This is a genomic window from Gordonia sp. DT30 (assembly GCF_049844915.1).
GTDB lineage: Bacteria > Actinomycetota > Actinomycetes > Mycobacteriales > Mycobacteriaceae > Gordonia.
In genome coordinates this window covers 12,128-25,269 of the sequence record NZ_JBNCLY010000005.1, presented here as the reverse complement: position 1 = coordinate 25,269, position 13,142 = coordinate 12,128, and the positions used below count along the sequence as shown (strand labels likewise).

At 69.0% G+C, this 13,142-nt stretch carries 12 protein-coding genes; 3 read left to right on the top strand and 9 right to left on the bottom strand.

The annotated features are described in order from the left end of the window. Positions 1 to 26 precede the first annotated feature (26 nt). Both ACLQ3C_RS06760 and ACLQ3C_RS06755 read left to right on the top strand, forming a co-directional pair. Entirely contained in the window at positions 27 to 710 is a 684-nt protein-coding gene (locus tag ACLQ3C_RS06760) for a superoxide dismutase family protein (RefSeq protein ID WP_425704280.1), read from the top strand. Positions 711 to 773: 63 nt separating this feature from the next. Beyond that, complete coding sequence (locus ACLQ3C_RS06755) at positions 774 to 1,904, top strand: glutamate--cysteine ligase (protein ID WP_425704279.1); 1,131 nt, start codon at positions 774 to 776, stop codon at positions 1,902 to 1,904. 25 nt (positions 1,905 to 1,929) lie between these two features. Here the strand turns inward: ACLQ3C_RS06755 and mnhG are convergent, their stop codons facing one another. Genes mnhG through ACLQ3C_RS06725 form a run of 6 tightly spaced genes read right to left on the bottom strand, consistent with a single transcriptional unit; the run spans position 1,930 to position 8,493 of the window. After that, positions 1,930 to 2,277 carry a monovalent cation/H(+) antiporter subunit G gene (gene mnhG / locus ACLQ3C_RS06750; protein ID WP_425704278.1) on the bottom strand — a complete coding sequence of 116 codons (348 nt, stop codon included), beginning with the start codon at positions 2,275 to 2,277 and terminating at the stop codon, positions 1,930 to 1,932. Further along, complete coding sequence (locus ACLQ3C_RS06745; RefSeq protein ID WP_425704277.1) at positions 2,274 to 2,537, bottom strand: monovalent cation/H+ antiporter complex subunit F; 264 nt, start codon at positions 2,535 to 2,537, stop codon at positions 2,274 to 2,276. The genes mnhG and ACLQ3C_RS06745 overlap by 4 nt, the downstream gene beginning before the upstream one ends. Positions 2,538 to 2,583: 46 nt before the next feature. Further along, positions 2,584 to 3,315 carry a Na+/H+ antiporter subunit E gene (locus ACLQ3C_RS06740; protein WP_425704276.1) on the bottom strand — a complete coding sequence of 244 codons (732 nt, stop codon included), beginning with the start codon at positions 3,313 to 3,315 and terminating at the stop codon, positions 2,584 to 2,586. Next, entirely contained in the window at positions 3,312 to 4,919 is a 1,608-nt protein-coding gene (locus tag ACLQ3C_RS06735; protein WP_425704275.1) for a Na+/H+ antiporter subunit D, read from the bottom strand. The genes ACLQ3C_RS06740 and ACLQ3C_RS06735 overlap by 4 nt, the downstream gene beginning before the upstream one ends. Then, positions 4,916 to 5,584: a Na(+)/H(+) antiporter subunit C gene (locus tag ACLQ3C_RS06730; protein WP_425704274.1), complete on the bottom strand. Its 669-nt coding sequence runs from the start codon at positions 5,582 to 5,584 to the stop codon at positions 4,916 to 4,918. Before ACLQ3C_RS06730 ends, ACLQ3C_RS06735 begins: the two co-directional genes overlap by 4 nt. Beyond that, on the bottom strand, positions 5,581 to 8,493 hold the full coding sequence (locus ACLQ3C_RS06725) for a Na+/H+ antiporter subunit A (RefSeq protein ID WP_425704273.1): 2,913 nt from the start codon (positions 8,491 to 8,493) through the stop codon (positions 5,581 to 5,583). Before ACLQ3C_RS06725 ends, ACLQ3C_RS06730 begins: the two co-directional genes overlap by 4 nt. A gap of 130 nt (positions 8,494 to 8,623) precedes the next feature. Here ACLQ3C_RS06725 and ACLQ3C_RS06720 point away from each other — a divergent pair, with 130 nt between their 5' ends. Continuing rightward, entirely contained in the window at positions 8,624 to 9,040 is a 417-nt protein-coding gene (locus ACLQ3C_RS06720) for a hypothetical protein (protein ID WP_425704272.1), read from the top strand. A gap of 22 nt (positions 9,041 to 9,062) precedes the next feature. Here ACLQ3C_RS06720 and ACLQ3C_RS06715 read toward each other — a convergent pair whose 3' ends face one another. The 3 genes from ACLQ3C_RS06715 to ACLQ3C_RS06705 are packed head-to-tail and all read right to left on the bottom strand — an operon-like array spanning position 9,063 to position 13,071. Then, complete coding sequence (locus ACLQ3C_RS06715) at positions 9,063 to 11,309, bottom strand: AAA family ATPase (RefSeq protein ID WP_425704271.1); 2,247 nt, start codon at positions 11,307 to 11,309, stop codon at positions 9,063 to 9,065. Continuing rightward, positions 11,306 to 12,316: a CDP-alcohol phosphatidyltransferase family protein gene (locus ACLQ3C_RS06710; RefSeq protein WP_425704270.1), complete on the bottom strand. Its 1,011-nt coding sequence runs from the start codon at positions 12,314 to 12,316 to the stop codon at positions 11,306 to 11,308. Before ACLQ3C_RS06710 ends, ACLQ3C_RS06715 begins: the two co-directional genes overlap by 4 nt. Then, entirely contained in the window at positions 12,313 to 13,071 is a 759-nt protein-coding gene (locus ACLQ3C_RS06705; protein ID WP_425704269.1) for a phosphatidylserine decarboxylase, read from the bottom strand. The genes ACLQ3C_RS06710 and ACLQ3C_RS06705 overlap by 4 nt, the downstream gene beginning before the upstream one ends. Positions 13,072 to 13,142 lie beyond the last annotated feature (71 nt).

The following is a 13,142-nucleotide window of genomic DNA, read 5'->3' as shown; positions in this document are numbered from 1 at the left end:
CCATCACCCATCACTCGAGGAGCGAGATGACCGTCAATTCGAAATCAGGCTCTCAGACCTTCCGTGCGCTGGCGGTGCTCGCGTCGGCAGGTGCCGTCGGGTTGGCGCTGGCCGCATGTACTCCCAACGAGCCCACCACCACCGACAAGGGCACCACTCCCGCAGTGCAGACCGGCAATCAGGCGCCGCAGGGCGGACTGGTCGACGCCGACAACATCCCGGCCAGCAGTTCGGAGAACGGCACCGCCACGCTGATCGGCACCGACGGCAAGCAGATCGGTGAGGCCGTGTTCAAGCCGAGCGGGTCGGCGCTGGGCGTGACCGTCACCGTCAAGGCGGGCAGCGGCATCCCGGCCGGCTTCCACGCCATGCACATCCATGCCGGCAGTGCCTGCAACACCGGCGACAAGTTCGTCTCGGCCGGTGCGCACCTGCAGGTCGACGGGCACACCGGACATCCGTCGAGTGGCGACCTGATCTCGATCAACATCCTGCCCGACGGCTCCGGCACCACCACGACGTCGACGGCGGCGGTGAAGCTCGCACAGGTGTCGGACAAGACGATCATCATCCACGAGAACGCCGACAACTTCGCCAACATCCCCAGCCGGTACTCGGCCAACGGCCAGCCCGGCCCGGACGAGGAGACCATGAAGACCGGTGACGGCGGCGGACGGCTGGCCTGCGGTGTGATCAAGGCCGGGGAGTAGACCACCACCCGACCCGACCACCACCTGACCCCGACCACCACCTGACACCGAGGCGGTGAAGCCATGCCTCTCATCACCCCGATCGAATTCCGGGGGTCACCCGCCCCGACGCTGGGCGTCGAGTGGGAGTTCGCGCTCACCGACAAGGTCACCGGCGACCTGTCGAATTCGGCGGCCGCAGTGTTCGCCGAATTCGGTGGCCGGCATCCGGAGCTGGTCGGCAAGGTTCACAAAGAGTTGTTGCGCAACACCGTCGAGTTGGTGACGGGCATCTGCCGCACCACCTCCGACGCGATGGCCGACCTGTCGTCGACGCTGCACGCGGTGCGCGGCGTCGTCGACGAACTCGGCGTCGACCTCTACGGCGCCGGTACCCATCCGTTCGCCCAATGGTCGACACAGCTGCTCACCGAGGGCCATCGCTACGCCGAGTTGATCGAACGCACCCAGTGGTGGGGCCGGCAGATGCTGATCTGGGGACTGCATGTGCACGTCGGGATCGACCATCGCGACAAGGTGCTGCCGATCCTGTCGTCGCTGCTGAACTACTACCCGCATCTGCTGGCGCTGTCGGCGTCGTCGCCGATGTGGGCAGGCCAGGACACCGGATACGCCAGCAACCGCGCAATGATGTTCCAGCAGTTGCCGACTGCCGGGTTGCCGTTCCAGTTCGAGACCTGGGGCGAGTTCGAGGGATTCGTCGCCGACCAGAAGACCACCGGGATCATCGATCAACTGAACGAGATCCGCTGGGACATCCGGCCGTCACCGCATCTGGGCACCATCGAGGTGCGGGTGTGTGACGGGATGACCAACCTCGACGAACTGTCGGCGATCGTGGCGCTGATCCACTGCCTCGTCGTCGACCTGGACCGCCGGCTCTCGGCGGGCGAGACGCTGCCGCAGATGGCGCCGTGGCTGGTGCAGGAGAACAAGTGGCGCGCCGCGCGATACGGACTCGAGGCCATCATCATCCTCGACTCCGAGTGCAACGAGCGGCTGGTGACCGACGACCTCACCGACATCGTGCGCAGGCTCGAACCGGTGGCCGCCGACCTCGGCTGCCTCGACGAACTCGACCGGGTGGCCGGGATCATCGAGCGCGGCACAAGCTATCAGCGTCAGCGGGCCGTGTACGCGCAGACCCATGACCTGCGCGCGGTGGTCGCGTCGGTGGTCGGCGAACTGGAGTAGCGGGCCCGGTCGCGTCTGGTCCGGTCTAGTCCCGGTCGCCTTGTTCCATCTGGTCGCGCGCGATCAGGCCGTCCTGTGCGCGCTGCTCCTGATAGACCAGGCGGCCGATGCGGTGCGCGACCACCGGTGCGGTGATGAGCGCGAACAACCCGGCCAGGATCAGCATGCCGATGTCGGCGTTGGTGACGCTGTCGGAACCGCCGATGCCGACCATCGCGCCGATGAGCATCATCAGCAGCCCCAGGGTCTGGGGTTTGGTGGCCGAGTGCATTCGGGACAGGGTGTCGGGGAAACGCAGGATCCCGATCGCCGCGGTGACGGCCATGAGTGAACCGACGATGAGGAAGATGGCGCTGACGATGTCGGTGATCATGCCTGATCGTCCCGGACCCGGAATCGTGCGATGGCCACCGACCCGACGAAGCTCACCAGCGACAGCGCGACGATACCCGGCACGACGGTGGTGTCGCCGCTGTAGGCGGCCCATGCCGCCAGCCCGCACATGCACAGCGCGATCAGCGCGTCGAGCGCCACCAATCGATCAAGAGTGGTGGGCCCCAACAGGATTCGTCCCATCACCAACATGGCGGAGACGAGCAGGGCTGCGGCGACGAAGTACCAGACGACGGTCATCGCCGACCTCCTTTCGGGGTCATCGCTTGCGGGGCCGTGGCTGGGCTCATCGCACGCGGTGGTAGTCGTCGTCGATGCCGTGATACGGGCTCGGCTGCCATTCGCTGTCGCGCTCGAAGGCCTTGATGAACATCTTCTCGACGAACGCCACCTGCTGGTAGAAGTGACGCACCTTCTTGTCCGAGCGGACATCGAATACGTGCACATACAGCATGCGGCGGCGGTGGTCGATCTCGAGCACCATCGTGCCCGGCACCAGATTCAGGTAGTCCACGGCCAGTGTCAGCACCATGTCGGATTTGATCGGCAGCCGTACCCGCATCACCGCACCGAGCGGTGGTCGGCCGGGCCGGACGGCCACCCAGGCCACCTGCGCGCTGGAGACGAAGAAGTCGACGATCAGACGGCAGATCAACAGGAACACCGTCACCGGATGGATTCGTCCTTCGACCGGCACGCGCGGCAGCGGCAGGACCAGCCCGATGACGATCGCGAGCACCAACCCGGCGATGATATTTGCCCACGACACGTTGCCCCACAACAGCACCCACACGAAGGCGAGCCAGGCGATCGACCACAGCCGGACGGCGGCCTCGCGACCGTCACCGCCCAGCCTGCGCGGTAGCCGCAGCCGGGTGTGCAGCCACACCCAGGCCCGCACCGTCGTCCATGCGAAGAACAGCACCGAGTAGCGGGCGATGTTGATCACCAGCCGCTTGGCCGGGCCCTTGCCGACGGGTTTGACCGGGGCGATCCGGTCGGGTCGCTTCTCACTCATCGGTGACTCCCGAGTACGGCTCCGATGTAGACGTTGCGGTCGATGATGTCGGAGGCGGCACGGTCGGTGAACCCGAAGATCGGGCCCGCCCACACGGTCAGGGCCAGACCGACGGCCACCATGAGCGCGGTCGGCACCACCATCGTCAGGGGCATCCGGCCGACGTCGGCGCGGTCGTCGAAGGCGATGTCGGCCCGCTCGTCGATCAACGCCGACGGCACGGTGTCGGAGAGCTCACCCTCGGGGGCGTCGGCCCGTGGGCGCCAGAAACCCTTGGTCCAGATACGGGCGACGACGTAGAGCGTGAGCAGGCTCGTCACCACCGAGCCGACGGTCAGCACCCACGCCAGGACCGACCCGTTCGCGGTGCCCGCCTCGATCAGTGCGACCTTGCCGAGGAAGCCCGAGAACGGTGGGATGCCACCGAGATTGAGTGCCGGGATGAGGAAGAGCGCGGCCAGCACCGGACTCGCGATGAGGCCGCCGAGGCGCCGCAGCGACGCCGAGCCCGCCTGGCGTTCGATGAGTCCGACGACCAGGAACAGCGTGGTCTGCACGAGGATGTGGTGGGCGACATAGTAGATCGCCGCACTCATCCCGATCTTCGACGACAACGCGATCCCGAACACCATGTAGCCGATGTGGCTGACCAGGGTGAACGACAGCAGACGTTTGATGTCGGACTGGGCGATCGCACCGAAGATGCCGACCAGCATCGTCAGCAGGCCCGCGACCAGCAGGACCGAATCCATCGATCCGCCCGGGAACAGCAGCGTGTGCGTGCGCATGATCGCGTACACGCCGACCTTGGTCAGCAATCCGGCGAACACCGCGGTGACCGGGGCCGGGGCGGTGGGGTAGGAGTCGGGTAGCCACGTCGACAAGGGGAAGACCGCGGCCTTGATGCCGAAGGCGACGAGCAGCACGGCGTACAACGCGTTGCGGGTGCCGTCGGGGACGTGGTCGAGGCGCAACGCCATCTCGGCCAGATTGAGGGTGCCGGTGATGGCATAGGCGAAGGCGATCCCCACGAGGAAGATCAGCGACGACACCATCGAGACCATCACGTACGACGCGCCGGCGCGTACCCGGTCGCCGGTCGCGCCGACGGTGAGCAGCACGAAACTCGCCGCGAGCAGCACCTCGAAGGAGACGAACAGGTTGAACAGGTCGCCGGCGAGGAACGAATTGCACACGCCGGCGCAGAGGATCAGATAGGTCGGCAGGAAGATCGACACCGGCTGATCGGACGTGCCGTCGCGGATACCCTGGCCGATCGCGTAGACGACCACGCATAACAGCACCAGCGTCGAGACCACGAGCATCAGGGCGGCAAGCTGGTCGACGACCAGCGTGATCCCGAAGGGCCCGTTGGGATGTCCCTTGTCGTCCCAGCCGCCGATGGCCAGCGAATACGTGCCGTGGACGTTGGTGAGGTAGAGCATCATGCACGACGCGGTGAGCGCGACGATGAGTGCCGACACCGTCACCACCCGCTGGAAGATCGCACCACGTCCCCGCAACAGGGTGAGCGCTGCGGCCAGCATCGGTGTCAGGGTCGGCAGCGTGATCAGCACGGGCAGCCAGGAGGCCTGCGGGATCATGGGCGGCCCCCCGAGCCGTCGCCGTCATCGTCGCCTTCGCCGTCATCGTCGTACGCCGTGCCGGTGTCGATCACGTCGACGACGTCGACCCTGGGTTCGTCGCCGCCGGGTTCGTCGCCGCCCAGTTCGTCGATGACGTCGGAGTCCGCGGGCATGAGGTCGGTCTCGATCTTCTCGCGGTGCGCTGCGATGTATTGCTCCTCGGTCAGCGGGTTGCCCTCGTCGTCGAAGAAGTCGCCGGCGCTGGTGTCGGCGCCGGTCAGCGGGTCGTCGCTGCGGTCCCGGTCCGGTGCGGTCCACCGCGATCCGGTGGCCACCTTGATGTCTTCGGTGTCGTCCTCGACGTCGTCGTCGTCGCGGTTGAGTACGAACAGCCGGTACACCATCGCGAGGATGAAGGCACCCACTCCCATCGTGATGACGATCGCGGTCAGCACCATCGCCTGCGCCAGCGGGTCGGCGTCGTGGCCGCGCGCCGCCGACGAACGGCCCATGATCGGCGGGTTGCCCATACCGCCGGAGAGCGTCAGGATCAGCAGATTGATGCCGTTACCCGCCAGCAGCAGGCCCAGCAGCATTCGCACCAGGCTGCGCTCCATCAGCAGATAGGCACCGCAGGCGATCAGGATCGCGATGACGACGAGCAGGCCGAGGTTCACGCTCATTTGCGCGCCCCGTCCTGGCGGGCTTTGCGGGTGCGCAGCCGACGGGGCGACGCACCACCACCCTCGACGTCGAGGCGGGCGCCGAGGCTGCGCAGCACGTCGAGTACCAGCCCGATCACGATGAGATAGATACCGAGATCGAAGAACAGTGCGGTGACCAGTTTGATGTGGCCCAGGACCGGGACGGTGATCTCGAAGACGGCCGAGGACAACGAGGGGGCGCCGAGGAACATCGAGGTGACCGCGGTGGACGCGGAGATCAGCAGTCCGGCGCCGAGGAAGGTTCCCGGTTCGACGGGCAGCGCCTCACCGAGTTCGTAGCGGCCGCCGGCGAGGTAACGCAACACCAGGGCCAGCCCCATCATCAGGCCGCCGGCGAAACCGCCGCCGGGCGAGTTGTGCCCGGCGTAGAAGAAGTACACCGACACCACCACCATCGTCGGAAAGACCAGCCGGGTGGTGGCCTCGAGCACCATCGACCGGTGCCGGGGATCACGGAATTCGCTGCCGCGGAGCCAGGTGGTGCGATCCGGCGGGATCGGGTCGTCGTCATCGTCGGTGGCGATGCCGAAGTGGCGCGTGGCGTCGGCGATGCGCGGCGCCGCACCGAAGCGGCGGTTGCGGAACACCATCGATGCGACGCCGGTGGCGGCGACGATGAGCACCGACACCTCACCGAGGGTGTCCCAGGCGCGGGTGTCGACGAGCAGGACGTTCACCGCGTTCGCGCCGTGCCCGAACTTGTAGGCGACCGCGGGGATGTCGACGCTGATGGGTTGCTCGGAGCGTGCCGCCGCGGCGAACATGCCGATCAGCACGATCGAGACACCCAGTGCGACACCGATCGCCGCGCGCAGCGGTTTGAAACCGGTCGCATGGCGGGGTTCGGGCTCGGCGGGCAGCTTGCGCAGCACCAGCACGAAGATGACCAGGGTCAGCGTCTCCACCAGGAATTGGGTGAGTGCGAGGTCGGGCGCGCCGTACAGGGCGAACAGCATGCCGCAGCCGTAGCCGGTCACGCCGACGACCAGGGTGGCGGCCAGCCGGTTGCGCAGGACGATGGTGGCCACCGCCGCCGCCGCCATGATCACCCCGATGACCAACTGGGTGGCCGAGTCGAAACCCTTGGGCTCCAACGTGTTCCGGTTCCCCAGGAACAGCACCACGGTGGGCAGGATGATCACCGTCGACAAGATGACGCCCTGCGTGATCGGCAGCGACCCGCGCTGGGTGCTGCGGGTCAGCATCAGCGACAGGGTGTCGGCGCCGCGCAGGGTGGCGTCGTAGATGTGGTCGGCGTTGACCAGCGGACGGGACCCGAAAACCAGGTCGCGCAGCCGGCGCAGGACCACGAACAGCAGCGCCCCACCGACGATGACGACGATCGAGAACACGACGGGCAGTCCGAAGCCATGCCACATCGCGAGGTGCTCGAGTTCGTGGCCGTAGTCCGGCAGGGTGCGCGCGTAGGGCTCGAACCAGTGTCCCAGCCAACCGCTCCACAGCCCGGCGACGACGCCGAGCGCAGCGAGCAGCAGGGGCGGGACCAGGAACATCGGGGCCGGTGGGTGCATCTTGGCGACCGGCCGGGTCGGCAGGGTGCGGACCTTGCGGCCGAATGCCCCCCACAGGAACCGGCAGGTGTAGGCGAAGGTGATCACAGAGCCGACGAGCAGCACGATGTCGACGGTCTCGGCCTGCCACGGCGGCAGCGATCCGGTGTCCCAGACGGTCCCGAATGCGGTCTCCTTGCCGACGAAGCCCAGCGTGAACGGCAGACCCGCCATGCTCGCGCCGGCCACCGCCGCGATCGCGGCGAGTACCGGGGCCCGGTGACCGAGGCGGGCGAGTTTGCGGATGTCGCGGGTACCGGTGGTGTGGTCGATGATGCCGACGACCATGAACAGCGACGCCTTGAACAGCGCATGTGCGACGAGCATCGTCAGTCCGGCCATCGCCACGTTGGCGTCGCCCATGCCGATGAGCACCGACATGAAGCCCAGTTGCGACACGGTGCCGAAGGCCAGGACGAGTTTCAGGTCGAGTTCGCGTAGCGAGCGCCAGCCGCCGAGCAGCATGGTGAACGACCCCAGACCGATGACCATGACCTGCCAGCTCGCCAGGCCGGCGAACGCCGGCGCGAGGCGTGCGATGAGGTAGATGCCCGCCTTGACCATCGCCGCGGCGTGCAGGTATGCGCTGACCGGGGTGGGGGCGGCCATGGCGCCGGGCAGCCAGAAATGGAACGGCACGATGGCCGACTTGCTCAGGGCGCCGACGAGTAGCGCGACGACGGCGACGTCGACGTAGATCCCCGCCGCCGGCGGATGTGCGAGCAGATCGCTGAGCAGATAGCTGCCGGTACGTTCGCCGAGCATGATGATGCCGACCAGCATCGCCAGCCCGCCGAAGGTGGTGACCAGCAACGCCTGCGTCGCCGACCGGCGCGAGGTCGCACGGATTCGGTAGTAGCCGACGAGCATGAACGACAGCACGGTCGTCAGTTCCCAGAAGATGTAGAGGACCAGCATGTTGTCGCTGGTCACCAGGCCGAACATGGCTGCGGCGAAGGCGATCATCTCGCCGCCGAAGATCGCGACACGCGGACGCGCGTCGTCGAAGTAGTGGGCGCAGTAGCAGAGGACCAGCGTGCCGACGCCGAGGATCAGCACCGACAGGATCGCCGAGAGGGTGTCCATCCGCATCACGATGTTCATGTGCAGCGACGGCACCCACTCCAGCGTCTCGGTGGGTGGGGCGCGCTGGGAGTCGGGCCAGTGGGTCAGTACCCAGATCAGGCCTCCGAGTGGTGCGAGCGCCAGGATGTAGAAGCCAGTGGTGCCGACCCACCTGATGATTGCGGGCGCCACGAGCGCGCACAGTGCCAGGGCGATCAGCACAGTGAGCAAGGGGGCGCACTCCGTCTCTGGTCGGTCGGGCGGGGTGGTCGCGGGAGTCGGACGAACGGTCGGCCCGAACGGCATCGCCTACGGTGTGTCACCGGACGCGACCGGCGGTCACTACCTTACCGTTGCGGTCATGCCCCGGTTCGACAGAGTCGTGGCGCCGGTCCTTTGCGCGATCGTCGCCACCGTGCTGACGCTGCTTCTCTCAGGATGTTCCGACGACGCCCCCGCGCGGCGTGCGGGCGTGCCGGCCGACTTCCCGTCGGAACAGGTGCCGATGATCGACGGGCAGGTCATCTCCGGCGACGGATCGAAGGACGAGTGGAACGTGGTGGTGCAGGCACCGGCCAACGCGGGCAATCCGATCGACAAGGCGGTGCGTGCCCTCACCGACGTGGGTTACACGGAGGAGGGCCGCACGACCGAGGGCGGGCAGGCCGTCGTCCGATTGTCGGCGTCCAAGGACGGCAAGACGTACTTCGTCACCCTCGGCATCACCCCACAGGCCGCGGCCGGCGTCACCTCGGTCTTCTATCACGTCTCGACGTGAGCGCCGGCCGGTCCGAGTGTCACTAGTCCGATCGGCGTTGCGCGTAGGCGCGTAGATCCGCCACCTGAGCCGCGTCCAGTGACGGCCGGACCCGGGTGCGCGCGTCGGTGACGTCGCCGGCGGTGACCGTCGCGGCCTCGATGTTGCGGCGCATCGCCGACAAGGCGGCCTCCCGCAGCAACGCCGCGCAGTCGGCGGCCGAGTAGCCGTCGAGGTCGGTGGCGAGTTCGTCGAGGTCGACGTCGGCGGCGAGGGGCACATTGCGTCCGGCGGCGTGCAGGATCGCGGCGCGGGCCGCGGCGTCGGGCGGCTCGACGAACACGAGTCGTTCGAGGCGGCCGGGCCGCAACAGTGCGGGATCGATCAGGTCGGGGCGGTTGGTGGCGCCGACGACGACCACATCCGATAGTGGTTCGACCCCGTCGAGTTCGGTGAGCAGTGCGGCCACCACCCGATCGGAGACCCCGGAATCCGACGACTGCCCGCGCCGCGGGGCGAGGGCATCGACCTCGTCGAGGAAGATCAGCGACGGCGCCGATTCGCGTGCCCGATCGAACAGGTCGCGGACCGCGCGTTCGGAGGCGCCGACCCACTTGTCCATCAGCTCGGCACCTTTGACGGTGTGCACCGACAACCGGCCCGAGGCGGCGAGCGCACGGACCACGAAGGTCTTGCCACAACCGGGCGGGCCGTAGAGGAGCACGCCGCGCGGCGGATCGATCCCGAGACGGGTGAAGGTGTCGGGATGTTCGAGCGGCCACAGCACCGCCTCGGTGAGGGCTTGCCGGGTCTCGACCATGTCGCCGACGTCGTCGAGGGTGATCGATCCGAGTGACACCTCCGGCGTCTGCGCCCGCGACACCGGGCGGATCACCCCGACCGCGCCGCGCAGGTCGGCTCCGGTCAATGCGGGCGCCGACTCCGGTGACTGCGCCGCGGTCACCCGCGCCGCGGCCCGCAGCGCCGCCTCGCGGGCCAGGGCCGCCAGATCGCCGGCCACAAAACCTGGTGTGCGAGAGGCGATTTCGGAGAGTTCGAGGTCGCCGTCGGTGGGTACGCCGGCGAGGATGGCGGCCAGCAGGCGGGCACGCAGCGCCGCATCGGGCAGCCCGATGGACAGTTCACGGTCACACAATTGTGGGTCCCGCAGCCGGGTGTCCATGGCTGCGGGTTCGGCGGTCGTGGCGATCAGCGCGATCGTGCCGGTGCCGTCCGGGCCACCGGTGAGGGCCTCACGCAGGACGTCGAGGATCAGCGTCGAGGCCGGCTCGGCGGCGGCCGGCAGCAGCGCCTCGACATCGGTGATCAGCAGGACACCGCCACCCGGCCGCAGCGAGGCGACGGCATCGGAGATCGAACGCAACCGCGCAGTGGCCTCCCGTGCGCCGGCGGTCGGTCCGTCGACGACGGCCAGCGGACGCCCGGACGCGACCGCCCGCACCAGCGTGGCCTTGCCGGCACCGGGCGGTCCGGTCAGCAATACCCCGAGTCGGGGTGCCGCGCCGAGGGTCCGCAGCACCTCGGGTTCGTCAAGGGTGATCCGGAGCCATTCGGTCAGCTTCGCGACCTGATCGTCGACGCCGACCAGCTCGGCGACCGGCCGCACGGGCCGCGTGCCGACGGCGTGGCTCGGATAACTGCCGTCGTCTGTCGGCCGGCTGCCCTGGGCTGCGGTCGGAGCCGGGGCGCTCGTGTCGGCGAGGGCAGCGCCGACGCCATCACCCCACATGACCGCGGTGTTCGGCTGCACACTGACCGGCGAGCCGGGCTCGGTCGCGGTCACCGTCAGCAGTTGCGTCGTCCAGGTGATGCCGACCGAGCGGGCCAGCGCACCCACCGCCTCGCTCGCGGTCAATTCGGGGCCGAGGTCGCGGGGCAGCAGCGACACGGTGTCCCCGTCGGAGAGGACCTTGCCCAGCAGTGCGCGGCGCAGCGTCGTCGGGTCGACGCCGTGGGTCGCCAGCGCCGAGCCGGTCACCAGCACCCGGGTGGCGGCCTGGACCTGCACCGGGCCGATCACCACCTGGGCGTTCTCGCGCACCCCTGCGTTGGAGAACGAGATGTCGTCGAGCAGCACCGTGCCGGTCGACGACTCGGCGGATGCGGCCGCGACGACCGCTGCGGTCGCCCGCGCCCCGGTGATGCTCACCGCATCCCATTCGCGAAGCCCGAGCGCGGTCAGCGCTTCGGGATGCACGCGGACGATCCCGCGGCGGGCGTCGGCGGCCGACGGATTCAGGCGCGCGGTCAGCGTCAGCCGGGCGCTCACGCGTCGGGCCTGTCCGGGTGGTGAGGTGTCGTCGGTCGCGTCGCCGCAGCCGGCCGATGCAGACCGAGTCGCGCCTGCGATTTCCGCATGGCCGGCCGCCCGCGCGGGATGACGCGCCGCCCGGGGGTCTCGCGGGCGAGGGCACGGCGTTCGGCTCGACGCTCGCGCGGCGGTGCGTCCCAGTGTTCGGGCCGCGACGCCACCCAGCGGCGGCTGCGCCACGCAAAGGGAATGTGCAGCGCGTAAGCGGCGATGCCGATCACCATCAGCACATACGGGAAGGTCAGCAGCAGTGCGCCGCAGGCGGCCACCAGGATCAGCAGCCCCGGCAACGCACGCGGTGACACCTTCGCGGCCTTGAACGAGGCCGTGGGCACCCGGCTGACGGCGAGGAAGGCGACGATCATCAACCACACGCACACCACGGGCAGCGACGTCCACCATCCCGAACCGAACTGTTGCAGCAACCCGATGGGACCCAGCGCCCCGATCGCGGCCGCCGGTGCGGGCACGCCGATGAAGAAGTCCCGGGTGTAGGCCGGGGCGGCATCGTCGTCGAGCAGGGTGTTGAACCGGGCCAGCCGCAACACGATCGCGCACGTGTAGATCAGTGCGATCAGCCAGCCGATGTCGGCGCCGTGGAGAAGGATCAGATACACCAGAAAGGCCGGGGCGACACCGAAATTGATGGCGTCGGCCAGCGAGTCGATCTCGGCGCCGATCTTCGTCGTGGCGCCCATCAGGCGGGCGACCCGCCCATCGATCCCGTCCAGCAGCGCGGCCGCGACGAGCAGGGCCAGTGCCGCGTTGATGTTGCCGTTGGCGGCGACTCGGATGGCCGTCATACCGGCGCAGATCGCAAGGATCGTCAGCGCCGAGGGCACGAACATCCGGCCCGCCGACGCCTGGCGGCGCAACCGTGACCGTTCGGCCGGGGAGCCGCCGCGCCCCGCGACGCGCGCGGGGAAGCGGCGGGGCGCGGCGGGACGGTCGGCGCGTGGACTCATCGAGTGTTTGCGGGCGAGGTACGGGCACCGGCCGCGTCGAGGACGGCGAGTGTGGTCTCGGCCCCGATGGTGCGCTGACCGAGCCGCACCAGTGGCGTGGTGCCGGGCGGCAGGTAGACGTCGACGCGGGACCCGAACCGGATCAGGCCATAGGTGTCGCCGACCGAGAGTTCGTCGCCGACGCGTGGGTGGCATACGATGCGCCGCGCCAGCAGGCCGGCGATCTGCACGACCGCGAGGTCCGTGCCTGCGGTGGTGTGGATGGTCATCGTCGTGCGCTCGTTGACGTCGCTGGCATCGGGCAGATCGGCGGAGACGAACCGTCCCGGCGTATGGGTGACCGAGGTGACGGTGCCCGCGATCGGTACGCGCTGCACGTGGACGTCGAACAGCGACAAGAACACCGACACCCGCGGCCGGGGCGCGTCGCCGAGTCCGGACTCGGCGGGCGGGACGGCCTCGTCGAGGAGGCTGACGGTGCCGTCGGCGGGGGCGGCCACGGCGTGCGGATCGGTCGGGGCCACCCGGGCGGGATGCCGGAAAAATGCCGCGCAGGCGCCCGCGGTGAGTGCGGCCGGCGTCCGGATCCACCGGTGATGACGGCCGAGAAGAGCAACCGCGGATGCGGCCGCGACGAACGGCACGCCCGCCGGGTGCACCGGGGGGATGGTCTCGCGGGCCAGGGCGACCAGATGTGCCGGGGACAGTGCCGGAGAAGGTCCGTCTGGTGCGTCCTCGCGCGGGCGCCTCGCCACAGTCTTCCTCTCCGACGTCGTCAGTGCGGCCGGTTGCCGCGTCCGTACAGCTTAGCGGGCGGGGTGCACGG